The organism is Collinsella sp. An271, from assembly GCF_002159695.1.
Classification (GTDB): Bacteria; Actinomycetota; Coriobacteriia; order Coriobacteriales; family Coriobacteriaceae; genus Collinsella; species Collinsella ihumii.
The window spans coordinates 1-25,549 of the sequence record NZ_NFJE01000013.1; the positions used below are offsets into that span (position 1 = coordinate 1).

The window sequence follows — 25,549 nt, forward strand, 5'->3', positions numbered from 1 at the left end:
GCCCGTTGGTCGAATCGGTGAAAGTACGTTGGTGCGATCGGCGGATATACGTTGGCGGAATCGGCGCCGCCCGTTGGCCTAAACGGCGAATCTTAGATTAGCGGTAACATCATCCTCGACAAGCGCACGCCCGGCCCCGACCAGTCGGTGTCCATCGACTTCACCGACCTCCATTCGCTCGTGGACGGCACCAGGAAGGTCGAGGCGGCTCTCGGCAGCGAGAAGAGGGTGCACGAGAGCGAGGGCGGCATCCGCGAGTGGGCGCATCGAAGCGTGGTGTCCCTCGAGGACATCCCCGCCGGCACCGCCATCACCCAGGAGATGGTCTGGGGCAAGCGGCCCGGCACCGGCATCCCCTCGTGGCGCATGGACGAGGTCGTCGGGCGCGCCGCCGCGCGCGACATCCCCGCGAACTCGCTCGTCTCGTGGGAGGACCTGGTGTAGTGCGATGAAGAAGATACTGTTCCTCACCGGCTCGCGCGGGGAGTGGGGCTACATCCGCCCCATCCTGCGCCTCATACAGAAGCGCGACGACGTCGACTACCGCCTCGTCGTCACCAACATGCACCTGCTCCCCGCCTACGGGAGCTCCTACCGGGAGATAGAGGCGGACGGCTTCACCATCCACCACAAGGTGCGCATGGCGGTGGAGGGGGGCGACCACGTCGCGCACGCGAAGTCGCTCGGCGTGTGCCTCGAGGCCCTGCCCGACATCCTGGACGTCGAGCGGCCCGACTGGGTCGTGCTCGCGGGCGACCGCGGCGAGCAGCTCATGGGCGCCATCGCGGCCTCCTACACCTACACGCCCGTCGCCCACATCCAGGCCGGCGAGCTCTCCGGCAACATCGACGGCATGACGCGGCACGCCATCGGCAAGCTCGCCCACATGCACTTCGCCGCGAACCAGGACGCCGCCGACCGCCTGGTCAGGCTGGGGGAGGAGCCGTTCCGCGTCTTCAACGTCGGCGCCCCCCAGGTCGACGAGATGGTCGCCGCGCAGTACACCGGCCTCGCCGAGCTGGAGCGCAAGTACAGCGTGTCGCTGTCGGGCGGGTTCTACCTCGCGGTCATGCACCCCGTGACCGAGGAGGCCTCGAGCGCCGGCGAGCAGGCGCGCGTCTTCGTGGAGGCCCTGAACGAGCTCGACGCCCCGAAGATGGCCATCCTGCCCAACAACGACGCCGGCTCGCTCAGCGTACGCCAGGCGATAACCGCCAACCGGCGCGGGGACTGGCACCTGTTCTCCAACATCCCGCGCGAGGACTACCTGGGGCTGCTTAAGGAGGCCCGCTGCATCGTCGGAAACTCGAGCTCGGGCCTTCTCGAGGCGCCGACCTTCAAGACCGCGGCGGTCAACATCGGCCGCAGGCAGGACATGCGCTTCAGGGGTTCGAACGTCATCGACGTGCCCTTCGAGAGGGGGGCGATCCTCGAGGCGGTGGCGCGCGCAACTTCGCCTGAGTTCCAGGCGTCGCTCGCGGGCTGCGAGAACCCCTACGGGGACGGGCACTCCTCGGAGCGGATCCTCGACCTGCTGATGGGCACGGTCGCCGACTCGCACTGGATGGTCAAGAGGCTCACCTACTGAAAGGGGCTGGAATGGATCTGTCGATGTACTGCGTGACCCCGCGCTACACGCTCAGGGAGGCGCTGGACCAGATCACAGAGAGCAAAAACCGCAACGTCTTCGTGGTCGAGGGCGGCAGGGTCGTCGGAATCCTCAGCCAGGGCGACGCCGTGCGCGCGCTTTGCCGGGGGGCCGACCTGCTGCAGCCCATCGAGGGGCTGTACTCGCCGACGTTCATCTACCTCCGAGAGCGCGACATGGCGGCGGCCCGCGACCTCGTGAAGGAGAAGGGCGTGACGCTCATCCCCGTGATCGACGAGGCGTTCGGGCTTGTGGACGTGATCACGCCGGCGGACGTCATCTCGTACCTGGAGGAGGGCGGCGATGAGTGACGTGAAGGCGGAAGGGCGCTGCCTGGCGGTCATTCCCGCCCGCGGGGGCTCGAAGGGCATACCGGGCAAGAACATACAGCCGGTCGCCGGCAAGCCCCTGCTCGCCTACGCTATAGAGTGCCTGCTCGACTCCGGGGCCGACCTCGACATCGCCGTGAGCTCGGACTCCGAGCGGATCCTCGACGTCGCGCGGGAGTACGGGGGCGTGCGCGCGCTCAGGCGCCCCGACTCGATCAGCGGCGACAGGGCCGCGACCGAGGACGCCCTCATCGACGCCCTCGACCGCATGGAGGCGAAGACGGGGGCACCCTACGACGCGGTCCTCACCGTGCAGCCGACCTCGCCGTTCAGGACGCCGGGGACCGTACGGGGCTTCCTGGCCCGCTGGGCCGAGCTGCGCGAAGAGGGCGGGTGCGACGCCATGCTGACGCTGCACGAGAGCGTCGCCGACCACTGGGTCCGCGACGACGCGGGGTTCCGCAGGCTCTTCCCCGACGAGCCGCGCCGCCGCCAGGGGCGCAGGCCCGTGTACGTCGAGGACAGCTGCCTGTACATCACGGCGGCAGACGCCCTCCGCGAGACGCGCAGCGTCCTCGGTCACAACGTCGACGCCTACGTCATAGACGAGCGCGAGGCCCTCGACATAAACGAGCCGGTCGACCTTGAGTATGCGCGCTGGCTCATGGGCGAGAACGGGCCGTCTGCTGCAAGGGGCCGATCGGTGATCGAGCCCAGGGCAGATTACAGGAGCTACGTCCATGAGGACATGGAGGCGCTCGGGGTGAGCTCACGGTTCCCGCTCGTGGCGCCGGAGAACTCCATGGCGGGCTCACCGACCCAATAGCCAGGTGGAAGAGACTGCCCAGAAGGGCCGAGTACTGGGAGAACTGCCGCAGAGGGGCCCTGTGGAAGCCAGTCCGGACGCTCCTCAGGTGGAGTTTTCAGAGGGAGAGCGCGAGGTTGGGTTTCTCCGTCCCTTTGAACGTGTGCGGTCCCGGGCTCACCATCCTCCATTACAGGGAGCGTCGTCGTCAGCCGGCACAGCTCGATCGGGGCCCGTTGCACGCTGAACAGCTGCGTGAGCATCGGAGTACGCCCGGGAGAGCGGGCGGCGCCGCGTCTCGGTGACGGGTGCTACATCGGCCCCGGCGCGAAGCTGTGGGGGGTCATAGCGGATGGAGTCAGGATCGGGGCGAACGCTTGCGTGTCCGTGGACATCGACGCCCCGGTGCGACCGTTGTCGGGGTCAACAGGGTAATCCCTTCAGATATGGCTGCGAAAGCGACGAGTGCTTGACGACTGGTGGGCTGTTCGTAGTGCACCAAAGAGAAGTTCGCCGCTTCGGCATCCGCAAACTCGGCTTCTCGCTCCTTGTTGGAAGCGGCAGCTCTTTCATATGTTGATATGAAGGATTATCCGATGATTATCAATTCGAATAATCGAGGAGGATTTCCCCATGAGCGTAGTCGACCTGAACCGAACCATGTTCTTCCGTACCAAATTTGATGTACGGGATGTCAATGGAGGTGATGTTCTCTGGAAGGTTGTTCTCCAGGTGCGCGAATGGGTTCGCAGAAAGGCGCTGAGATCTGGCTACTCAATTCCCCTCGATCCGAGGGTATGGACCAGCATCAAAAACAGCGGGAAACTGCAGGCAGAGGGCGCTGATGTTTCACTTGATTCCTGTTTCCACAAGGACGGGGACAACTGCTCCTGGGCATGCCGCTTGGTTGAAAACGTGGACCTGCGTGATGGTACGGCACCGAGACAATGGGTAACGGAAGTTGGCTTCGAGGGGTGGGGGCTTTCGGAGGGCAGCCTATCGATTGTTCTTTCCTACGGGGATCGCCCGGGCTTTATCGGACCGCTTCAAGATGAGCCGGAAGACAGCGTTCCAAACCTTGTGAAAAACCTCCTAAGCGACCACTCCATTCGAAGCAGTATCTCGGGAATCGATCTTAGGGAACGTCTCATCAGGGTGAATGACGGCACTTTAGCCGAAACCTTGTCCATAATAACTAAAGAAGACCGTGAAGTGCCCGTTGTCCTCGTTTGTTGTAGCGGAGATGGCGCAGTTCCGGTCAGTCCTGAGCTGCTAAGCGAAACCCTGTCTGCCAATGCCCTTGTGTACTATGCGGACGATCCGGCGTACGTGAGGAAACTTAACGACGAGCTTGGACGCGTTGGGATGGAGTGCTATTTGGGAGCGGTGCGTGTCTATGCTGCGAGGCCGCATCCCGGGAATCTATCTGATTACCTGAGGCACAGGTACATTCCATCTTCGGAGCTTGAGCGGAGAGGGGGTCCCTGGTTAGTTTCCATGCTCAGAAAGGCTATTGCGCAAGATGTATCGATTTGGCAGTCCATGGTCCGGATCGAGGATGTGCGACGGCTCAACAGGGAGTCCTATCGAAGAAGAGAGATCGAGGAAATCAGGCTCCAGTACTTAGGAAATCAGGACAAAATACTCGAAGACATGATCGGATACGAAGATCAGATTGAGGAGCTCCTCGCTGAGCAGGAAGCACTAGAGAGAAGGGTTAAGGAATCTGAAGCAACGAATGCAGCGCTGAGAGCCAAATGCGATGCGTTTGAGGGGGCTCTTAATAGCCGAAAGAATTCTAGTGTCGTCAACGATGAGGTTCGTTCTCTGCTTCAAACAGCCAAGAAGATTGATTGCAAGACAGTCGGAAAGCTCATCGTCCTGCTGTTCCCCAACCGCATCGACTTTACCAAACGTGGCTGGAAATCGCTCGAGGACTGTTGCACAAACCCTCTTGTCCTTTGGCAAGCACTTTACGATATGTGCGTGGTCTTGCAGCCTTTGTACGTGGACAAACCTGGAGAAAACGTCGGAAAACTGTTTAGGCAGAAGTCGGCGTTTGAGATTTCACGTGAAAGCGCTCAAACCCGTTCCAACCCGGCGTTGATGAAGCAGCGCGATGATGTGTATGACGGTAAACCAATTGCCATTGAGCGGCACTTGAAATCTGGTACTGGCAACCCTGGTAGCGGGACATTTGTGCGCGTCTATTACGACACGGTTGGGGATAGGATTATTGTTGGAGAGTGCGCTAAGCATCTCGACACCATCACAACGTCGTCGCTATAGCCAATTCGTTTTCTCTCTTTGTTGCTGTTTGATATTTCGGAAACGTGTGAGGGGTATCAGACGCACTTCCACGGATATCTGTCAAATATCCAATGCAAATTGATTTATCTTTTCTGTCCTTATGTATGGACAGGCTACGAGTTGTCGGTAAAACGATTGTTTCCTCAACCGTCCGCCAGCCATCATTTCAACCGATGGCTCATCAGGGGTAGTTCCTCACTTATGAGTGCGAGGTTGTAGATGGGCGGAGATTGTTTGCATGGATAGCCCAGCGCTTGCTTTCGAACAAGTGATTATCTGGAATTATCGGTTTCATTAATCTGGGAGGCGCGTTTCATGTCATCCAATCCGATCAATCGAGTCCTGCTGGACGCAAGGTTCAAAGCGCTTCACGTTGAGCGCCCGATTGCGGCCCGCCAGCTTGCCAGCCGATACCTCGCATGGCGGAACCGTTTCGACACTGTCCCGCAACCAGCCAAGGTGGTCACCATCTGCGGAAACGGTCTGACAGGCAAGACGAGCTTCTTGCTCAATGAGGCACGGCAGGAGTTGGTTGGTGCAGAGAATAGGGCGGACAGGACCGCTGCTTTTCATTATGTGTACTGCGACCTTGATGTTGCGCGGAAGCACGAGGTTCGCGAGATCGAGGCGCTGCTTCTCATCAGAAACGCCCTTAACAGGCATCAAGTTCCCACTCCAGTACTCGATCAAGGTTTGAGGAAATACAACGTCTTGACTCATGGCGGCCTGTCCCGCTTCGGGTCCGGCGAGCTTGAAGTGCCGAAGGAGCTCTTCGATTGCGTAGCCGACGGAATGGTGAGCACGATCTTTGCTGGAGCTAACCCCGTGGCGGGAGCGATTGGCGCTTCTATTGCAAGAGTGGCAATAGAAGGTGCCAAGGTGGTTTATAGGCGAGAGAAGGATTTGCGCAGGGCAGAGCAAGAGTGGAGGGAGGCATCGGATTCTCTCAGCTCACCTGATCTCAGAGAGGTGTATTCCAAGTTTCCAGCGTATCTCGCAGAGGATGTGGATGCTACTCCGGGTAGGATCTGCTTGGTCATCGATTCTTTCGAGGTCGTGTACGGCACCGACAAAGTGGATGATAGCCCAAAATGGGTCGAGATGCTTGCAGGAAAACCCAATCTTTTTCTAGTCGTGGCCGGTCGTCGCGTTCCAGAGCAATTTGACCTAGCAAAAAGCGTTGAGCTCGATCTTGGTTCCGTTGATCGGAAGGCTTTTGCCGAAGGCCTTATTGTTTGCGGTCTAAACAGGGGAGATGCCAAGAAAATTGCCCGCTCCTGCGACCAAGTTCCCGGTCTCGGGGTCATCATCGCGAAAACTGGCATGGGCGATTGGGGCATGTTCGATGAGCTCTCAATAGAAGGCGATGGAGACCCGAAAAGACAGTTCGAGGTTCTAAAACGCTTTATGAGAGACCAGCTGGCCCAGATGCACGAGCACGTCGCTCGGCAACTCAAGGCCATGGCATGGATTGGGAGCTGGCGAAGCGGCTGTATACCCTCTATTCCCATACTTGACGAATTCGCCGAAAAGGAACTCGCCAACTTGAGTTACGTCGGCTCATCCGCAAGAGGAGGATATGCCGTCCATGCGCTTGTTGCATCGGCTATTCGGGAGATATGCAAATCTGATTTTAACGGAGAACTCGAGCGGCAGGTCAAGGGCCGACTAAACGACAGATCGGTAGGAGCGGAAGAGGTGACAGCTCTTACCCAGGCCTTGGTGGCTCTCGCGGGCAATCGTGTGAGAGAATGCGTCCACGCGCTGTGCCGTAAGCTCATCCTTCGCAACAACCCGTTGGACGAGTCAATATCGCTCTCCGCTTGCGGCGATATCCTCGATCTCATCGGGATTATGGACTATTCGGCGATGGATGATGGTTGCCGCGCCGCTGTCGATTCCTATCTTGAGGCCCTGCTGGATTACAGCGAGGTTGAGCTGCGTTATGCTCTGCTTTACGAATACGTTGATCCGACTTTCTCTTTCCAGCGAGCCCAAGACGCTATCGATGTTTGCAGGAGAATCGTGGACTTTGCGAATTCGTGGTTCCGCAGGACGCTTTCTCCAGAGGACGGGAACATGCGGCGTGAGGCGGTCCTTCTGGATTACGCGGCGCGCTTGCGCAAGTTTGCGGCGGTCGCAACCGAGATGTACAAGCTCACATCGGATTACTCCTATCAGGTGAATTCGATGCAGTACGAACTTGAGGCGGCGGAGAGTATCGTTGGCCATGTCATCGGTAAGGGCCGCCTTGCGACCCCAGACGACCTTACTCTCCTGTGCAACATGCTGAACGCGATGTCGATCTCTCAGTATCGTTTGAGACGATACGATGTAAGCCTTCCATTGAGGGAGATCTGCTGCTCGTTAATCGAGAGCCATTTCGATGATATCGAGGATGAGGTGAAGGCAAGGGCGCTCAGAAGCGGTGCCACCGCCTATCTTGCCTATGTGAGAGACTTTGATACTGAGGGAACTTGCCATGTGTCGTCGGGCAGCACGCCCCGGCTCGAAAAGCTGGCGTGCAGCGTTTCCGAAGCTCTCGAGCGTGCAAAGGAGCTCTGCCAGTTGAGCCTGAAGGTGCGTGATACATGGTCGGCGCGCATCACGCATGCCGATTGTACGTTCGAGCAGATTTCCCGTGGATTGGGGGATAGGCCATGGGATACCGAGGGCCGTTACGCGCGGGCAATCCAGGAGCTGGAGTTGGTGCGGGTCGATATTGTGCGAAAGGGCCAGGAGCGGCATCCGGAATTCGCACGCTGCATGCAGAGGCTTGCGTTCGCCTATGAATCAGCCTCTGAGGCTTGCCAGTTAAAACGTGCTGAATATCTGCGAATGGCTTTGGAATGCGGGACAGCTGCTGAGCATCGACTTTTGGAAAGGCATCAAAGCGACGAACATGTAGATGTGATTAAAGTTCGTGAGCTCATCGACAGGGTTAAGGGCCGTCTTTCCGAACTTGATGCGAGCTGATGATTCACGACTCGTTTGACGGTCGATTTGATTGATGGGCTGGAGTGGTTGATATGCCAGTTGCTACAAATGGAAGGCGTTATATTGCCGCGAGTTTGGTCGACAAGCTCATTCGAGGAGAGCATGTCGAGCTTTCCCAGATTCTCGGACTGGATGACGATGCGTTCAACGACCTTCTGAAAATGTGCGGGATTGACAGCGCTGATAACGAGGCCGGGGAAGCGAATGACTAGACGGGCTTCGGGGAGAGCTGGAATCTCCGTCTAGACCGGGGTTTCCCGAAGCTTCCCGTCGCGTGCTTTGATGCGCCGCGTCATGGCGGTATATCCCGATAGTTCGACTCGTCGAATTATTATCGATGATATGAACTCTCATATAAGATAAAGATATTCAGCCAATAATCCATAATATATAATTTGAGAATCCGACGAGAGAAAAAGGAGGATCAATGGCTGTTGAAATAATTCCCGATGAGGTAATTCGATCAGAAGAGCTGGTGCTGCGCGCCGATGCCGAAGTGCTGCTCGACCGCTTACAGGCTTTGGCCTGCTCCCTTAGCGACAGCAAGGCTTCCGGAAGTGTTCAACAGCTCGATAAGGGCATGGAAATGGCCAGAAGACTATGCTTGGAATTGCCTGATAGCTCTATTGCAGTTCAGCTTCCGACCGGTCTTTCTCTCCCTGATGGCCCCCATGCCGAACGCGATAGTGATAAAGGGATACCTGTCGGGAGAAGCAAGCTATTGTTGGGGTCGTGGAACGTACGAGTGGGGTTGTGGCTCCGCTTCTTCGCTGGCCTATGTTGCAGCAGCATGGTGCAGAGCGCGCTCAAGGGGGTCATTGGTTTACCCGAAGAAACAGTGGATGCCATCGGTTTCGCTTCAGAAGGTGTCACGTTGGCTTGGGGTACCCCTAGCATCTCGGATCTCAAGAAAGGTGTTAACAAAATACCTGCAGGAGACTATCCGCTTGTCAGGATGGCGGTGAAGTTGTCCTGCGGCAATGCGTTTGGGTTCGCCATTCACACAAAGACCGTCACTGCTTTAAGCCTCATGGAAGCTTGCCTGGCTTCCGATGGCGATGATTTGCAAGATTCACCCGATAGCGTTGCATTTGACTATGTGAGTGGGTTGATAGGAGCGGAACGTATGGCCGATCCGGATGTGGAGACTGCTGCTCAAGGGATTTCCGAGGCCATCACGATGATTGTCAAGCGTTATGAGGTGTTTACGTCTGAAACAATCGACTACTCGCTCTCCCTTAAGAGTGGGTCTACGGATGAACAGTTGAGACGATGCGCATCCGTATTGAAACGTCTTGAAGAGATAGGGATGTTCCGACAAGAGGGGCATGAGGGCAAGCTCAAGGCATACCGGTATAACGTGTAAGGAACGGGGGTGTTGGCTATGGGGCGCCTTGTCCGTGAGGAGGTCGGTGCGCAAGAGGTTCCGTCGCAAGGGGGCAGGTACCTCTACTACGTCGATACGAAGAAGACCGGGTGGGCGGAATTTACAGCCTCGCTCGTTACCCAACTGGCCGAGCTGCTTACGGATTTGCGTGAGGACGGATTCTGGTTGCCGGGATTATCCTCCGTTGGTTCCAACGGCGCTCCTGCATCTCCGACAATCGATGTTACAGGCGCTATGTCTGGCGGGGGAGCGGCATGTCTGAGTGCCATCATTGCCCGCGTGGCATATTCGGTGTCTATCATTGGTGAGGAAAGTTGTCTTACCATCGTGCGCGAGCGCTTTCATGTTGATGCGGTCTACCGCGATTGTTACTACACCTGCTATTCGCGGCAGCATCTCGATACGCCACGGTTTTCCCAGCGGCTCAGTTTCTTTTTGGGCGGGCTCAGCGAGGAGTTATTGCTTGGTGACGGCGATGGCTTGCAGGAACGATTTATCGGGTCGGTCGTGCTCAATCCTGTCGCATCGGGCTCTATCGGTCGTACGCTAATCCAGCCGAAGTACCTTTTGTCGCGCCGTCTTGATGACGAGGAGATTCCTCGTGCCGCCGTTCGCACCTCGCGGTTTAAGACCACCATTATGGGCATTCCTCTGGAAGTGGATGCATTTCCGTATCGCAGCCAAGACGGCCTCTTTCTGAGGTGCGTCGAAATCACCCTTGTCAACATGATCGAATACTACTCAAACGAGTATGGTGATTATGGGTTCGTACTTCCAAGCAGGATTCATGAGGCGGAGGCGGAGTTTTTGAACGAACGCACGATTCCTGCTAAGGGGATAAGCTATCTCACCGCGTCGAAGCTGCTGTCAACTTTTGGTTTTCAAGCGTCGCTGCATGGTGCCATGAAGGATTCTGACGAGCGAATCAGATTCAAGCGAATATTCCATCACTATATCGAGTCTGGCATACCGGTTGCCATGAACCTATCTGATTCTGCAGGTTCTGTTGGCCATTCGCTTGTTTGTATCGGCACGGGCGGCGTACTGGCAGACGCTTCGATTACAGGTTGCGATCCGGCATATACTTTCCGAGATACGAGCCCGGGCTCTCGTTATGCTCAGGCGGTCCGTGCGGCAAAACAGTCTGATGACGGAGCGTCTGCCGTTGACGACGCACGTAAAGTTCTGCAGGAATGGGACGAATCCCCTGTGTGTTCCGTTGTCATGACAGCGGATTTATGCAATGAGTACGTCGTGGTCGATGACAATCAGGCTCCATACCGTGTGCGTGGTTTCGACAGCTTATCTCGTTTTGAGACCATGGAGAATAGCGTGGTGCTTGTAGCGCTTCATAAAGGCATCATGCTCGACGCACGCGATGCCGAAGACGTTGTGGTGCAGAATCTATCTAATGGAATTACGGGCCTCTTTAACTGGGGTGGCGAGTATCTCCGAAATAAGTTTGGCGATAGCGACTTTACGGTTGCCATGCGCCTTTTCCTCGCGTCATCTCGAAGATACAAAGCCACTCGTTCGAGGTCGTATTACAATTCCGGCGATCTGTTGCGTTCGACTCTTGTCTCGTCCGTAGTGCTTCCGCATTTCCTTTGGGTATGTGAGTTGTATCTTGTGGAAGATGGTACGGCCCAGTTGTGCAATCATGCATTTGCCGAAATTGTCGTGGATGCAACTTATGGCAAGAACAGGGGTTCTGATACCGCTGTTGTGTTCTGGAACTTTCCTGAGCGGGTAGCATATCGGGATCCCGATGGGGAGGTATACGTGATTTCGTCATACGAGGACGATTCCATAGGCTCCCACACTATAACCAATCGGGCGGTCTGTGATGCGTTTTGCGGAGTAGCGCCTTATGATCAGAATCTAAAAGGCATCTAGGATTTGGGATGGATGGATGTCATCCCCAGCGACGATTTAGGATGCTAGGCAATCTGACCGTTTGAGAAGACATGTCTTGACATCAACAGGAAAATCTGTATATCGTGTAGAGTATTATTACCCTAAGATTTTTATTTATCATAAAATAATCTTAGTTAATATAGGGATAGATTCATATACACCGATGCGCTAAAGTATGCATCTATCTATGCATCGGAAGAGAAAGAGTGCCTCACGCGCTCGGAAAAGGTTACACATGGCAGGTACGGTAGATTTCGTAACGCGGCGACTACAGGCCGCGGGATATGCAGGGGCCAAGCCCGAGAGGATCGGCAGCCGCTTCACTATGACGGAGGAGCAGCTCAATGGGTTTCGTCAAGAAACCGCGGTCCTCATGCACGAGAGCGCTGCGATGAAGAATTACAGTGTCGACAGGGCTGCTCGCATCGCGACCAACTACATCTAATTGACCTATGCATCCGATGCCCTGACGCTGCGTTGGGTTTCTGAGTGTGTGGCGCGGCCTTCGCGGGCCTTTATCTGCTGCGGTTAAGAAGTTGAGCTAGTGCATCTGAGACACACGGTTTACCTATGCCAAAGAGACGCTGATTTATTCCCGCTGTCGGTCTCGGCGGGCCGCCCTCGGCATCGGTGCCGGGTGGAATTAATCAGCGTTTCCCAGAGCTCCGGTTGCGAATCGACGATGTTCTCAGCTGCTTTTCGCGCGTGCGGAGTGTTGGCGCGCCTAGTCTGTGCGTTCCGGCGCTTCGTTTTCGGGCTCAGCATATTGCCCGCTTGCAGACGGCGACTAGACCCGGCAAATCAACTTGAATTGCCTTCCATACTAAGTCAAAGTCGAATTCGCCATAGGGGCGCGCGATCTTGCTCCGCATCTTTGCGACATCGCGCCAAGGATATTCGGGATCGATATCTTCAGATACGTTCGTATACTCGCTCGCGAGCTCGCAGAATCTAAGCATGGGCATGGTCAGCAAATCTCGATAATCGGTGGAACGCGCGAAGGAGCCCTTCGTGATGCAGTTTTCTTCAATCCTGCGATTAATCAACTCGGCGTTGCGGATAACCTCCTGAATGATGAATGCCCTTGCGTTTTCAGGAGCCTAGCGCTCACGCCTCATAGAGGGTCACGCCCTCTCTGTCGTATGTCTCGCGAACGAAGGGGTAGAGGTTGGAAGCACCGAAAATGAGGTCGACCGGGCATCCGAGCTCCTGCTCAAGCTCGTTATAGATCGCGCCTCGCGCAAATCCCAACGGCGCCGACGTTTCGATTACGAGGTCGACATCGGACGTATCGTCGGCGTCTCCTTGCGCATGGCTTCCGAACAGCGTCACCTTCGCGAGGCCGTGTTTTTGCGCGGTGCGGCTTGCCGCGTCGCGAATGGTCGAAATCTGGAGCACGACGCCACCTCCTTAATGCCTTGATGCAGATTATACCCGTGATGCTGGATTCACCGCCTGCCCACAGGTCCTATGCTCCTTATGCGGCTACCTCCACTTCGTCTTTCCGTTCGCAAATCCAACCTCCCATCGGGTCAGCCAAGATTCTTGCGAGTTTTCCGGCGGTCCCGCGGCTCGGCTCGGGGTGTTACGCGTCCAGCAGTGTCACGCCCAGATAGCTCTACGGGTCCTTGCTCACAGGAATAATGGTCGGGGCTGTGAACGGAACCGATTCGCGCTGCACCCGGTACTGAAAAGGACGATCGCTCACTCAAGTACAAGTTCGGCAACAGGAGGTTCTGGTCGACTGGCCACAGCGCCTCTACCGTGGGGCTGAACGAGGTGACGATCGCCAAGTGCATCCGAGAGCAGGAGGCGGCCGACATGGCCCTGGACCGGTTGAGCGTCAAAGAGCAAAGGGCCCGTTCTCAAGGGGTCCGAAGAAGAGGGACTGATGCCGGTTTGACCGGCTAGTCACGGGTCAAATCGCAATGCGGCCCGAGCACCGTGAAGGCCGGTGCCTTTAGACGTGCGCCGGCGCCCCAAGGGCTATACCCTAAGAGCTAAGAGCAGGACCACCTCTTTTAGGGGTGGTCCTGATTCAAGACTTTATAGCTGGTTGTAGTTCAAGATCTCTTTTCGATGGCTTTCCGACGCTGCTTCAGCGATAGAAGCTGCGGCCAGTGCACGTGCCTCAATGATTGCTGCGACATCATGCGGCTACTCGAACTCGATTTCGATCTGCTCGTCTTGGTAGATGCGCACCTGTGTGTCAATGTCGATAGGCCTCACCAGCCAGCCTTCGGCTATGCAATGCTGGATGAAGCTCTCGATGCGGTTGACATGGTTGATTTCTTTGAGTGTTACTACGAGACCGAATATCTGGGGAGACCGATCTCCGGTGCTCAAACGTGATGTCTTGCGAATCTTGATGCCCCATAGGTTGCTGTCATACATCTTTCTCGCACGCGGGCGTGAGACGACCTTGTCGCAGATCCGTTTGACGTTATCCCATTTGCCTAGATAGTTTCGCGCATCTTTCTCGGTGGTCCTGTCCTGCTCTTCGCCTTGTGTATTGGGTTTGACGGAGACAACTTTACCCGATCTGAGGCGACCGAGGTGCAGGTCGAGCTCTGTCAATGTGTAGTCGACCCCTTGGTTCCTGTTGCATGGCGGGGCATAACACAGCATGGCACGCGCCAGAAACGGGAACGACGATCCTATGTTTGGGACAGGGAGGCTGTAGGTGTACGTCTCGTACGCCTTGGCATTGCCTGCCACATAGAATTTGATCTCATCGTTTGAGGTCTTTAGAACGTCTCGGATGTTGATGGGTACGATCCCGTAGCCGGTAACAGGATTGGGCTCACCATTGCTCCATCCGCAGGCCGCATCGATGAGGAGAGCCTTGGCGGCATCGCGCGGAATCCCCATCACCTCAATGAGATATGCTGCCTTGCGAGCTATAAAGGGTGCAGCGTATGAAGTCCCCATGCATCGCTTTTCTCCCGTTCCGCAGCAGGTGCTCAACTCGCAGCCCTTGTCTCCTCCGTAGTACGAGACATCGGGCTTGCGATAGAAGTCAAGAATCGGACCGCTGCGGGCGTAGCTCGCGGGGACCCCATCAGGCCTTACGGCGTTGACTACGAGGGAGTTGACCGAATCCGCCGGCGCACCGATTCTGCGCGCCTCTCCGGTCCGGCTGTTTGTCGCAGCGACCACAAACAATACATCTTTGGTGTTTTGAATCCGATCGAGAACCTCGGCCTCTGGGGATATGCAAAAGTACTCCGTTTCCTCGTCGGAACCCAGAGAGAGGTTCCAGACCCGTATGTCGGGGTTCGCCTCAACGATATCGCTGATTTTGCGCGCAATCGCAAATGAACTCATGCCTTCTGCGGGGACTATTCCAAAATGTCGGACCCTAAAACAGCCACAGCCATCATCCAGCTGCCGGTTCATAAGATGACCATTCACAATGAGGGAGGTAACGCAGGTTCCGTGTACATAGTCCTTTTGCCGCGGTGGCAGATTATTGGGCAACTCGTTGCGCACATCGACCCACGCACTGAAGTAGGGGGGATATTCAGAATCGAACGGGGTGTCGATTACTCCGATGGTCGGTTCGTTCGAGGGACTTCCCAGCGATAGCGGCCCTCTATACACCAAGGGGTCCGCGGGGTCAATCTCGTCCAGACGTGAGAAGTCGACCGTCGACATTGCGATGAGATATGGGGCGCGCAAATAGAGCTGGCGATACTGGGCGTTGGTAAGCACGGCGCTGTTCTCGAGTGTGTTGAGGAACAGAACGTCGATGCCGAGAGTCCTGAGCATTTCAAATGCGGAGCTGTCCGTCTGGTATAGCGTTGTGAGAATCTGGTCCCCTTCCTTGCTGGGGGGATGGGGAATCTCGAATCGATCAACGTAGCATGCGTCGTGAATGAGGCGCGCGAAGTTGATGCGTGAAAGCGCTTCACCCGTGGCTTTTTTCCAGGACTCGTTGGTGTTGCCCGCTTTTTTGTCCCATAGGCTGTCGAGCTTCTGTTTATTGATTGCCCCGCCGAAGTGCTGGTCGACCAGTGCTGCAGCAAGTTCGAGTTCCCGCACGGAGGATTCGGCAACAACTTGAGGCACATAGTGGGTGATAACATGGTGTTGCTCGCTCGAATGCCCTTCGTAATGTGCTCCGCGGATACTGGTTTCAGGATCTTTGGACCCTTCGGCAAAGATACGTTTGATTCGATTGCTTTTGGCGACGATGCTGTTGTAGACAACACTGATGAGCATCCACTGCAGTGGGGCGTCTTGCGGCCATGCGTCGATGGTGCTGCGTAAAGACATCGCGAGATTGCGCAGTGTGGCTGATGACACAATCGCTTTGGTGGAGATGGTCGGATGTGAGGGTGCCGTTGCGGACTTTGATTCGAAGTCTCTCTGCAGATTAAGTAGGCTGTTCATGCTTTGCCTCCTGTCGTCATACGGGCGACCGTGCTGCGCGGAATTCCCGTGAGGGTTTCAATCTCGCGTAGAGTGAATCCAAGTGCGGAGAGATTTTCTACGGACAGATCGGGGTTAGGCATCAGAGCCATGTAAAGGCGCTTAAGGTAGTCGTATGGATTGTCGGGCGCGCTAAAGGCTATACAGCTTTTGATGATATTTGACAGTTCGCCAGGGTAGGGAAGCTTGGGCGCGCAATGGAGGATTTTCTTAAATAGTCTCTGGTCGCTGCGAACGAACGGCACCTTAGAGGCGTACTGGACCATGACGGAACTCCCGACCTCTTCGAGATCCTCATGCGTGTAACGGCTGAAATCCACTGACGTGTCGAAACGCCTTACAAGCGCGCGGTCGAGGCTCTCATAAAGGTTTGTAGTTGCGATAAGCACGACGTTTTCGCTCAGACGATCAAGCTCTCTTAACAGTGTTGACGTGGCACGACCCATCTCGCGAACATCATGCTGATTGATGCGGTCGAGAGCAAGTGCATCGATTTCGTCAAAGAGGACGATTGCGCTTCCTCCGGTCTGATTGACTTCCTCGAACAGGGCGGAAATATTCTTCGAAGTCTCTCCGAGGCGGCTGTCGATCACCGCGTTAAAGTCCACCATATAGAGCGTGCGACGAAGGATTCTTGCCAGGTGTTTTGCAGATTCGGTTTTGCCGGTACCGGGAGGGCCCTGAAACAAAAACGTGTTGACACCGATGTTTCTGCTGGCGGCGTTGATAATTCCCATCAAATCATCGGCGATACAAGCGGGAATCGGCAGAGGGCCACCATCGATATCCACTGGCTGGAGATAGGTATGCGTTTCGCCAAAGTCCTGCGGAACGAAAGTTCTTGTTTGGGCGATGAGCGACATGATGTATGAAGCAAGCTCATGAGCACCGGCGGCATCGAATTCCTGGGCGATGGTATGGGCAATACTGTTGAACTCGACATTATCTTGGTCACAGTGGGCACGAATGAGCCTGACAATATCAGCGCGCTTCATGATATCTCCTCTCCTCAAATAAGAGTATAGCAGCTAGAGACAGAATGAGACAGAATGTATTCGTATTCTTGAATAATAGAAACGATTTCTGCTATAGTGGTAGTGCAACATCCGTCTCGAGAAGAAAGGAGGTTGGTATGGCTCGTCATTCTGGCGGTAAGGTCGGAGCTGCGGCAAAGCGCTTGGCAACGCCTTCGACTTCGGCTAAGCAGAAGTCGAAGGATGGCAGGACGCTTGCAAATCACAAGGCCCGCCACCATTAGTCAGCTGAAAGGGCTGAACCGCGATCAGTGTGAGGGAGGTGAGAGGTTATGAGAGTATATAGGTTTCGGTTCCGGATGATGCCGTTGCGCATTCGCGTGACCAGTAGGGTCAGGGTCCGTAGAGTGAGATAGAGCTCCGTGGGCAGACGGAGCTCTATGAGCGGGCGTCGGCATCAGGCTTAAGCCCGTCCGACAGTCATTCAGTATACAGGTCGTTGGATGGCGTTTGCGAGCGCTCCATCCAACGACCTTTTTTGTATTATTCGGAGGGTTTTCCCATGGCGCACGTCGATGATGCATGCATCGACGTGCGCCGTCCACTTATTTCACCCTGCTATGGAACAGCTCGTCATGCGATCCCATGCGGACGAGACGGATTATCGGGTTCGTCTTGTGGGGGACGTAGAGGACGATCACATCTGTCTTGCCGTCGGAGAGATGGAAATCAATATGCCCGTTGTAGTTTCCTCCGGGGTTTTGCAGCACGTGGGGCCGGTACTGTTCCGAGACGCTGCCCGTCTGCATGAGTTCGCGGACGGCGGCCCGGAATTCAGATTTCAGCTCGGGGTGCTCGCGCATCACGCGCCGGTAGTCGGTCTGGAACTGTGGTTCGGGTTTGACCTCATACACGGTTACTCTCCCTGGCTGTCGAGGAACGAGATGAGTTCGTCTGCATCGGTGAAGCCGGGGGCGTCGTCGGGGATAAGGCCGAGGGACTTGGCTTCTGCAGCGACGAGTGCGCGCCTCGTCTTCTCGGTAGGCTCGGGCTCGGGCGCGACGATGTCGAACGGTACGCGCCGGGTGATGCAGAGCTGGCGCGCGGCGAGGTTGAAGTAGCCGCTCAGCGACATGCCGATGGAGTCGAGAATTTCGACGGTCTGGCGCTTAACGTCGTCATCAAGTGTGATGGTGGTTGTACTCATGGTCAGCTCTTTCTACTGGACTATTTTAACTATATAGCAATCTACCCTATAATCACTATGTATATGCATCAGAAACAACCGATTGAGCTGATTGACAGCCAATATCGCCACTCAAGCGATGGATGACAGGCTCCGCGAAACGGTCGAGGATGACTTCTGCGATCGCCATGCCTTCGAGGAGCGGATGGAGATGCCGATCGAGGCGGAGGCCTCCGCCTGTCGCGACCGCAAGGTCGCCAAGCTCGTGCGCGACGCCCACTTCAAGCCCCCCTCCACCTGCTTCGAGGGCGTCGCGTTCCCGAGGGAGCGAAAGCTCGGCCACAACCGCGTCGCCCGCCTCTCGGCGTGCGAGCGGGTCGAGGTCTGCGAGGTCGTCGCCATGATCTCGAAGATGGGGTGCGGCAAGAGTTTTCTCGGGCGGACGCTCGGTGACGCCGTGTGCCGCGGGCTGTTCACCGCGTGCTACGCCAGGTTGGCCGACATGATGGGCGACCTGAACCGGTGCCGATCCACCGGTGATGGTGGCCACTGCGAATGTATGGACCTGTACAAAACGGTGCAGTTGCTCATAGCGGATGACTTCCCGACCGCGCCGATCTCGATGCGGAGCGCCATGGACCTCTTCGAGATCATGGAGGCCAAGGAAGGGCACGCGGCCGCTCATCGCCTCCCAGTCCGAGCCCGACGAGTGATGCCTCAGGATCGAGGGCGAGCTGACGGCCGACTCCATCCTCAACAAGATGGCGACCGGAACGCGCCGCATCGACCTCGACGGGCCGAACATGCGCGAGTACTTCGCGAAGCGGAGGAAGTCGCATCGGTACCACGGGAGCCTACTCGCGGTACCGTTCGAGCTGATTGGCGTTACCAGATTGGGCTACTGCTCGATTTCGGTTGCTTCCAGCATGTAGGCGCCTCCTGTAGATAGCGCTTGGCCCCGGGGGCTTGCAAGCAGCGGTCGCACCGGGGCACTCGTTAGCATGATACCACTGATATGGGGTGTCAATCAGTTAGCCGATTGTTCATTGAAGTCGGCGCGTGAGATCGCCCGTGATGCCATTACATTTCTGGGCAGGCGGTGCTCCATGTTCCAGAATCGGTGAACTTCGATTCGCATGCGCTTGGCGGACGTAGCTGCCGTCGCGCGCGGCAGTATATACAAAATGAATTGTTGGCATAAGGCTATTATGATAATCCAACAGTCAAGGACATGGGTGATTATATTTAGCGATATCAGCCGACAACCTGCTGATTCTTAGTTCTTGAAAACAAGTTTTGAAAGCCTCTGCTGCGCAATCGCCTTCTTCGGACGCGAAAGGGCCAGCTCACCGTCTTGTTTTCATCACCCGTTTTCTAGACTGTTAGATTTGATAAAACGAGGACCGCAACAGACTTCGCCGAGGATCCCGGAGCATCTCAACAGCCAATACGCATCAGTTTGCCTTATGCGTTCGCATAAGGCAAACTCGTATCATTGCCAGTTTATGCGAACGCATAAGGAGTCCTCATGATCCCGCTTTCCGACACAGCCGACCTTGGCCGCCTTATCAGAGACGAGCGAAAACGGCAGCACATGACCCAAACGGAACTTGCGGATGTGTCGGGCGTGGGGATCACGTATCTCTCGCAGCTGGAAAACGGCAAGGAGACCGCCGAGATAGGCAAAGCCCTCAACGTGCTGACGATGCTGGGTATGGATCTGTATGCAGAGCGGAGGGCGTGATGGGGCAGCGGGGTCGCAACCGAACATCGCTTCTGAGAGCGATGTTCAAAAGGGCTTGTAGGCCTATCCGAAGCTACCGTTAAGAGCGCGGTGGGGAAATCGCGCCGCAAAACCGCAGGACAGAGGGGGTTACTATATTCAGAAAATGAATTTGGTATCAAATCGGGAAGTATAGATGGAAAACGGCCATATCTGACAAGCCTGTGACCTGCGGGTTCTCTGCTTGGTTTATCTCAGGGGGCCCGGGAGGCGCCTCCGATTCGCCCAAAAGCGGCCCTTATTGCCCAAGAGTTGATACCAAATTCAAAACGAAGTGCTCTCGCACCTTGCTAAAACCTTTTACCAAGGTGCGGTTTCGTGCACGGGCGGGTACAGCGATTCCCTCACGCGTTTCGGAAGCCCCAAACCATGAAAAGCCCCGCCCCGGCGGCATCAAGCGCTCCGGAGGCGGGGACGGTCCTCAATCTCACCAAAGCAAAAACTAATAAGCCGCGACAACCCGCGCGGGCAGGCCGGTGGCGCCCTCGATGCGCGGCCAGCTCACGAACACGATGGCACCGGTCGCCGGCACCTTGTCGAGGTTGTCCATCACCTCGACCTGCAGGTGGCCGTTGTCGAGTACCCATCGCTCGCAGGCGAGGTCGCCTGCCTCGGCGGCAAGATAGCTCGCGTCGGTGTCGAACGTCTCGTGGCCGTTCATGGCGATGTCGCGCTCGTTGTAGAGGAATTGCAGCGCCTCCATGGACCATCCGGGGCAGTGCTCGCCGCCCTTGTCGTCGAAGTTGTTGAGCGCATCGTTGTCGGGCCAGCGCTTCGACCAGTCGGTGCGCAGCGCCACGAACGCGCCGGCGGGGATGCGACCGTGCTCGGCCTCCCATGCCTCGATGTCAGCGACTGTAATGGCCACGTCAGGCCCCTCTGCCGCAATCTTGGGCGTAAGGTCGATCACGACGAGCGGCATGACCATATCGTTGGCACCGTATGCCTCCGCACCGGCAGCGCCGGGCGTGAAGTGGTTGGGGAAGTCGACATGCGTACCGAACTGACCGGGGAACTTATAGGTATGGATGCGGCAGGAGAGCATCTCCTCGTCGTAGTCGAATACGGTGCGGCAGAGCTCCACCGACCCCGCCGGGATACCCGCCCAGTACGGGCTGTCGTCGGTAAGCGGATGGGAAAGCTCCACCCAGGTGGCGTTCTTCAGCTTGTCGAGTTCGGTCCACAGGCTCATGGGTCGTCCTTTCTCGTGTGGAACGGGCACAACATTGGCCCCTGATCACGATGGTAGCAGGCGCGTGTTTCCGAATCGATTCCCGCCCTGAGAAGGGGCGGCGTGTTCAACGATGTCCTTGGGAAACACTGACTTAAGGCTTTCACCACGGGGCCGATGTTGCAGAGCGGACGCTTTGACACGCTATAGGGGGTCTGCAAATTGCTGTTAGCGTGTCAGACCGTCCGCCCTGTGTCATCGGCCCCAGTCTGGGAAACGCTGTTCGATCCGTCTCGTCCCAGCCGGTCCGGCGGGCGGCCGGCGCCAACGGGATGCCCGGGGCGGGGCGCATGCCGCCCGCGGCACCCAGCGGCGGTTTCGGGCGGAAGTATCGCTGAAAAATCGACGTTATGAGCGGGTTGATTCCGGACCCGCCGGAAACGGCGCCTTCCGCTCCGGGGTTTCCGCAGGTCGCGGCCGCGCGGCGGGTGCGGATTCATCGGCCCTCGGATCCCACCCGCTCATAACGTCGATTTTTCAGCAATTCTGAGCGGCGGAGCCACCTCTGGACGCCTTCCGGGGTCGATATGGGTTGGAACGAACCCGTCCCCAACCAACCCATTGCGCAGGGTCGGTGCTGCGGGCCCGATGTGCCAAAAAGAGGGCGGCCCGGATTCACTTCCGGACCGCCCCAGCGCTCCAACAATACCCTTGCGGGCAGGAACGTCTCGTTACGCGAAGTACGCCACGCCGCTCTCGAAGATCGGCATGAACTTGTTGCCCGGGACGTTGGCGTACAGGCCCTCGCCGCGGCGCTCGACATGGCCCATCTTGCCGAAGACGCGCCCGTCGGGCGAGGTGATGCCCTCGATGGCGGCGACCGATCCGTTCGGGTTCACGTCGAGGTTCATGGAGGGCACGCCGGCTTCGTCCACGTACTGCGTGGCGACCTGACCGCCCGCCATGAGCTTGGCGAGCACCTCGTCGTTGGCGACGAAGCGGCCCTCGCCGTGGGAGATGGCGACGGTGTAGACGTCGCCGGGCGTGCAGGCGGAAAGCCAGGGCGACAGGTTGCTCGCCACGCGCGTGCGCACCAGGCGGCTCTGGTGACGGCCGATGGTGTTGAACGTCAGCGTGGGCGCATCCGGCGTGGCGTCGACGATGTCGCCGTAGGGCACGAGCCCCAGCTTCACGAGCGCCTGGAAGCCGTTGCAGATGCCGAGCATCAGGCCGTCGCGGCTCTGCAGCAGCTCGCGCACCGCCTCGGTTACCTCAGGCGCGCGGAAGAACGCCGTGATGAACTTGGCGGAGCCGTCGGGCTCGTCGCCGCCAGAGAAGCCGCCCGGGATCATGACGATCTGGCTCTCGCGGATGCGGCGCGCCAGCTCGCGCGTGCTCTCGGCGACCGCCTCGGGCGTGAGGTTGTTGATGACGAACGTGTCGGCCACCGCGCCTGCGGCACGGAAGGCGCGTGCGGTGTCGTACTCGCAGTTGTTGCCCGGGAACACGGGGATGATCACACGCGGGCGTGCGAACTTCTCGCCTGTGTACACATGCGGCGCGGAAGCCCTGAAGGTGACAGGCTCCACTGTGGGAAGCTGCGAGGCCTCGTCGGCAGGCGTGCGGTAGGGGAACACGCCCTCGATGGCGCTCTCCCAGACCTCCTGCAGCTCAGCGAGGTCGATGGTTTCGTCGGCGGTGTCGAGCACGTACGCCTCGACCGTGGTGCCGATAGGCTCGATCACGAGGTCGTCGGGCGCGCCGGCGAGCACCTCGTCGGCGTCGTCGGAAAGCTCGACGATGAAGCTGCCGTACATCGGCTCGAACAGGCTGTCGATGTCGACGTCCTCGGCGAGCTCCAGGCCGATCTGGTTGCCGAGGCACATCTTGAACAGCGCCTCGGCGCTGCCGCCGTAGCCCGGCGTGGAGATGGCGAGCGCACAGCCCGCGTCGGCGAGCTTCTCGACGAGCTTGAACGTGTCGAGCAGCTGGGCGGCGTCGGGGCGCCAGTCCTCGCCGTAGACGGACGGGGCGATGCGCACCACGCGGTGCGTGATGCCCTTGAACTCGGGTGACACGGCGCCGGAGGCCTCACCCACGGCCACGGCGAACGAGACGAGCGTGGGCGGAACGTCGAGATCCTCGAACGAACCGGACATGGAGTCCTTGCCGCCGATGGCGCCGATGCCGAGGTCGACCTGCGCCATAAGGGCACCGAGCACCGCCGCGACGGGCTTGCCCCAGCGCTCGGGCTCGGTGCGCAGGCGCTCGAAATACTCCTGGAACGTGAGGTAGGCGTCCTCGTGCGCAAAGCCCGCGGCCACGAGTTTGGAGACGGACTCGACGACCGACAGGTAGGCGCCGGCGAACTGGTCGGCTTCCATCAGGTAGGGGTTGAAGCCCCATGCCATGGCGGACGCCGTGGTGGTCTCGCCGTCCACGGGGAACTTGGCGACCATGGCCTCGGCCGGCGTGAGCTGCGTGCGCCCGCCGAAGGGCATGAGCACGGTCGCCGCGCCGATGGTGGAGTCGAAGCGCTCGGAGAGGCCCTTGTTGGAGCACACGTTGAGGTCTCCGACCAGGTTCCTCATGCGTTCGGACAGCGTCTCGCCGCCCCAGGCCGGCTGCCACACGGAGCGGGCGCCGACATGTGCGGCCTGGTGCTTGGGGGCGCCGTTGGAGGCGAGGAACTCACGGGTGAGGTCGACGATGGCCACGCCCTGCCACGCCATGCGGACGCGCGGCTCATGGGTGACCTCGGCGATGACGTTGGCCTCGAGGTTCTCCTCGGCGGCATAGCCCATGAACTCGTCGACGTCGTCCTCGGCCACGGCCACGGCCATGCGCTCCTGGCTCTCGGAGATGGCAAGCTCGGTGCCGTCCAGGCCCTCGTACTTCTTGGTCACCTGGTCCAGGTCGATGTACAGGCCGTCGGCCAGCTCGCCCACGGCGACCGACACGCCGCCCGCGCCGAAGTCGTTGCAGCGCTTGATGAGGCGGCACGCGTCGCCGCGGCGGAACAGGCGCTGCAGCTTGCGCTCCATCGGGGCGTTGCCCTTCTGGACCTCGGCGCCGTCCTTCTCGATGGACTCGACGTTGTGCGCCTTGGACGAGCCGGTGGCGCCGCCGATGCCGTCACGGCCGGTGCGGCCGCCGAGCAGGATGATCTTGTCGCCGGGCGCGGGGCACTCGCGGCGCACGTGGTCGGCGGGCGTGGCGCCCACGACGGCGCCGATCTCCATGCGTTTGGCCACGTAGCCGGGGTGATAGAGCTCGGAGACCTGGCCGGTTGCCAGACCGATCTGGTTGCCGTAGGACGAATAGCCCGCGGCGGCGGTGGTCACGAGCTTGCGCTGCGGCAGCTTGCCGGCGAGCGTCTCGGACACCGGGACGGTGGGGTCTGCGGCGCCGGTGACGCGCATGGCCTGGTAGACGTAGCTGCGGCCGGAGAGCGGGTCGCGGATGGCGCCGCCGATGCAGGTCGCCGCGCCGCCGAACGGCTCAATCTCGGTCGGGTGGTTGTGGGTCTCGTTCTTGAACAGGAACAGCCAGTCCTGGTCCTCGCCGTCCACGTCGACGGTCACCTTGACTGTGCAGGCGTTGATCTCCTCGGACTCGTCGAGGTTCTTGAGCTGGCCGGTCTTCTTCAGGTACTTGGCGCCGATGGTGCCCATGTCCATGAGGCACACCGGCTTCTCGTCGCGGCCGAGCTCATGGCGGATCTCCATGTAGCGGTCGAAGGCGGCCTGCACCACCGCGTCGTCGATCTTCACCTCGTCGAGCACGGTGCCGAAGGTGGTGTGGCGGCAGTGGTCGGACCAGTAGGTGTCGATCACGCGGATCTCGGTGATGGTGGGGTCGCGATGCTCGCCGCGGAAGTACTCCTGGCAAAACGCGATGTCCGCCTCGTCCATGGCAAGGCCCAGGTCGGAGATCATCGCGGACAGCCCCGCCTCGTCGAGCTCGCAGAAACCATGGAGCACCTCGACCGGCTCGGGATCGGGGATCTCGGTGGTGAGCGTCTCGGGTTTGTCGAGCGAGGCGATGCGCGCCTCGACCGGATTCACCACGTAGTGCTTGATGGCCTCGACGTCGCCATCGGTGAGCTCGCCGGTGAGGATGTAGACCTTGGCGGAGCGCACGGTCGGGCGCTCGCCTTGGGAGATCAGCTGGATGCATTCGCTTGCGGAGTCGGCGCGCTGGTCGAACTGGCCGGGAAGGAACTCCACCGCGAACACGGTGGCGCCGGGCACCTCGGGCAGCTCATCATAGGTGACGTCGACCTGGGGCTCGGAGAACACCACAGGCGTGCAGCGCGCGAACAGCTCCTCGTCGGCGCCCTCGACGTCGTAGCGGTTGAGGAGGCGGAGCCCTTCGAGGCGCGCGACGCCCAGGATGCCCACGAGCTCGGATTTGAGCTGCGCGGCCTCGACGTCAAAGCCCGGCTTCTTCTCCACATAGATGCGTTGGACCATTGATTCCTGCCTTCCTGTGCAGATGCGGTCATGTCCCGCGGGCAGCGGATGCCGGATGGCGCGCGGGCGCCCGGTACCTTCAGCCATGCGGTTTGATAACCCTTTCATGATACGACAGATGCTACGGGCACGG

19 protein-coding genes and 1 pseudogene are annotated in these 25,549 nt (G+C 58.5%); 13 read left to right on the forward strand and 7 right to left on the reverse strand.

What is annotated here, in order from left to right:
* The first annotated feature begins 111 nt into the window (after window positions 1-111).
* From B5F74_RS10385 to B5F74_RS10430, 10 genes are all read left to right on the forward strand, one after another.
* The gene (locus B5F74_RS10385; RefSeq protein WP_255375123.1) at window positions 112-444 is read left to right on the forward strand and encodes an SAF domain-containing protein; all 333 of its coding nucleotides are present in this window, start codon (window positions 112-114) and stop codon (window positions 442-444) included.
* Window positions 445-448: 4 nt separating this feature from the next.
* Window positions 449-1,588 (forward strand): UDP-N-acetylglucosamine 2-epimerase, encoded by a 1,140-nt coding sequence (gene neuC, locus B5F74_RS10390; protein WP_087202258.1) that lies wholly within the window; start codon window positions 449-451, stop codon window positions 1,586-1,588.
* An 11-nt stretch (window positions 1,589-1,599) separates the two neighbouring features.
* Entirely contained in the window at window positions 1,600-1,959 is a 360-nt protein-coding gene (locus B5F74_RS10395; protein ID WP_087202260.1) for a CBS domain-containing protein, read from the forward strand.
* Window positions 1,952-2,803: an acylneuraminate cytidylyltransferase family protein gene (locus B5F74_RS10400; protein WP_087202262.1), complete on the forward strand. Its 852-nt coding sequence runs from the start codon at window positions 1,952-1,954 to the stop codon at window positions 2,801-2,803. Before B5F74_RS10395 ends, B5F74_RS10400 begins: the two co-directional genes overlap by 8 nt.
* 612 nt (window positions 2,804-3,415) lie before the next feature.
* Window positions 3,416-5,071: a hypothetical protein gene (locus tag B5F74_RS10405; RefSeq protein WP_087202264.1), complete on the forward strand. Its 1,656-nt coding sequence runs from the start codon at window positions 3,416-3,418 to the stop codon at window positions 5,069-5,071.
* A gap of 336 nt (window positions 5,072-5,407) precedes the next feature.
* Window positions 5,408-8,068 (forward strand): hypothetical protein, encoded by a 2,661-nt coding sequence (locus B5F74_RS10410; RefSeq protein WP_087202266.1) that lies wholly within the window; start codon window positions 5,408-5,410, stop codon window positions 8,066-8,068.
* Window positions 8,069-8,121: 53 nt separating this feature from the next.
* Window positions 8,122-8,301 (forward strand): hypothetical protein, encoded by a 180-nt coding sequence (locus B5F74_RS10415; RefSeq protein WP_087202268.1) that lies wholly within the window; start codon window positions 8,122-8,124, stop codon window positions 8,299-8,301.
* Window positions 8,302-8,516: 215 nt separating this feature from the next.
* Window positions 8,517-9,455, forward strand: a complete 939-nt coding sequence (locus B5F74_RS10420; RefSeq protein ID WP_087202270.1) for a hypothetical protein — start codon at window positions 8,517-8,519, stop codon at window positions 9,453-9,455.
* 18 nt (window positions 9,456-9,473) lie between these two features.
* The gene (locus B5F74_RS10425) at window positions 9,474-11,372 is read left to right on the forward strand and encodes a hypothetical protein (protein WP_143753860.1); all 1,899 of its coding nucleotides are present in this window, start codon (window positions 9,474-9,476) and stop codon (window positions 11,370-11,372) included.
* A gap of 256 nt (window positions 11,373-11,628) precedes the next feature.
* Complete coding sequence (locus tag B5F74_RS10430) at window positions 11,629-11,838, forward strand: hypothetical protein (protein ID WP_087202274.1); 210 nt, start codon at window positions 11,629-11,631, stop codon at window positions 11,836-11,838.
* A 662-nt stretch (window positions 11,839-12,500) separates the two neighbouring features.
* On the opposite strand, the gene B5F74_RS10440 is transcribed toward B5F74_RS10430, so the two are convergent.
* Entirely contained in the window at window positions 12,501-12,791 is a 291-nt protein-coding gene (locus B5F74_RS10440; protein ID WP_087202278.1) for a nucleotidyltransferase domain-containing protein, read from the reverse strand.
* Between the two features lie 306 nt (window positions 12,792-13,097).
* Here B5F74_RS10440 and B5F74_RS12685 point away from each other — a divergent pair.
* A pseudogene (locus B5F74_RS12685) lies at window positions 13,098-13,304 on the forward strand (hypothetical protein); the annotation flags it as partial.
* Between the two features lie 246 nt (window positions 13,305-13,550).
* Here the strand turns inward: B5F74_RS12685 and B5F74_RS10450 are convergent.
* The 4 genes from B5F74_RS10450 to B5F74_RS10465 form a co-directional block, all read right to left on the reverse strand.
* Complete coding sequence (locus B5F74_RS10450) at window positions 13,551-15,788, reverse strand: S8 family peptidase (protein WP_087202280.1); 2,238 nt, start codon at window positions 15,786-15,788, stop codon at window positions 13,551-13,553.
* The gene (locus B5F74_RS10455) at window positions 15,785-16,822 is read right to left on the reverse strand and encodes an ATP-binding protein (protein WP_087202282.1); all 1,038 of its coding nucleotides are present in this window, start codon (window positions 16,820-16,822) and stop codon (window positions 15,785-15,787) included. Before B5F74_RS10455 ends, B5F74_RS10450 begins: the two co-directional genes overlap by 4 nt.
* Window positions 16,823-17,406: 584 nt before the next feature.
* On the reverse strand, window positions 17,407-17,715 hold the full coding sequence (locus tag B5F74_RS10460) for a type II toxin-antitoxin system YafQ family toxin (protein ID WP_087202284.1): 309 nt from the start codon (window positions 17,713-17,715) through the stop codon (window positions 17,407-17,409).
* Window positions 17,716-17,717: 2 nt separating this feature from the next.
* Window positions 17,718-18,008, reverse strand: a complete 291-nt coding sequence (locus B5F74_RS10465; protein ID WP_204212562.1) for a type II toxin-antitoxin system RelB/DinJ family antitoxin — start codon at window positions 18,006-18,008, stop codon at window positions 17,718-17,720.
* 91 nt (window positions 18,009-18,099) lie between these two features.
* Between B5F74_RS10465 and B5F74_RS10470 the strand changes: the two genes are divergently transcribed.
* Together B5F74_RS10470 and B5F74_RS10475 are read left to right on the forward strand one after the other, a co-directional pair.
* Entirely contained in the window at window positions 18,100-18,936 is an 837-nt protein-coding gene (locus B5F74_RS10470) for an ATP-binding protein (protein ID WP_143753862.1), read from the forward strand.
* 579 nt (window positions 18,937-19,515) lie between these two features.
* Window positions 19,516-19,731 (forward strand): helix-turn-helix domain-containing protein, encoded by a 216-nt coding sequence (locus B5F74_RS10475; protein WP_187119135.1) that lies wholly within the window; start codon window positions 19,516-19,518, stop codon window positions 19,729-19,731.
* Window positions 19,732-20,212: 481 nt separating this feature from the next.
* Here the strand turns inward: B5F74_RS10475 and B5F74_RS10480 are convergent, their stop codons facing one another.
* Entirely contained in the window at window positions 20,213-20,962 is a 750-nt protein-coding gene (locus B5F74_RS10480) for a cyclase family protein (protein WP_087202289.1), read from the reverse strand.
* Between the two features lie 710 nt (window positions 20,963-21,672).
* Window positions 21,673-25,416: a phosphoribosylformylglycinamidine synthase gene (locus tag B5F74_RS10485; protein WP_087202291.1), complete on the reverse strand. Its 3,744-nt coding sequence runs from the start codon at window positions 25,414-25,416 to the stop codon at window positions 21,673-21,675.
* Window positions 25,417-25,549: the final 133 nt, after the last annotated feature.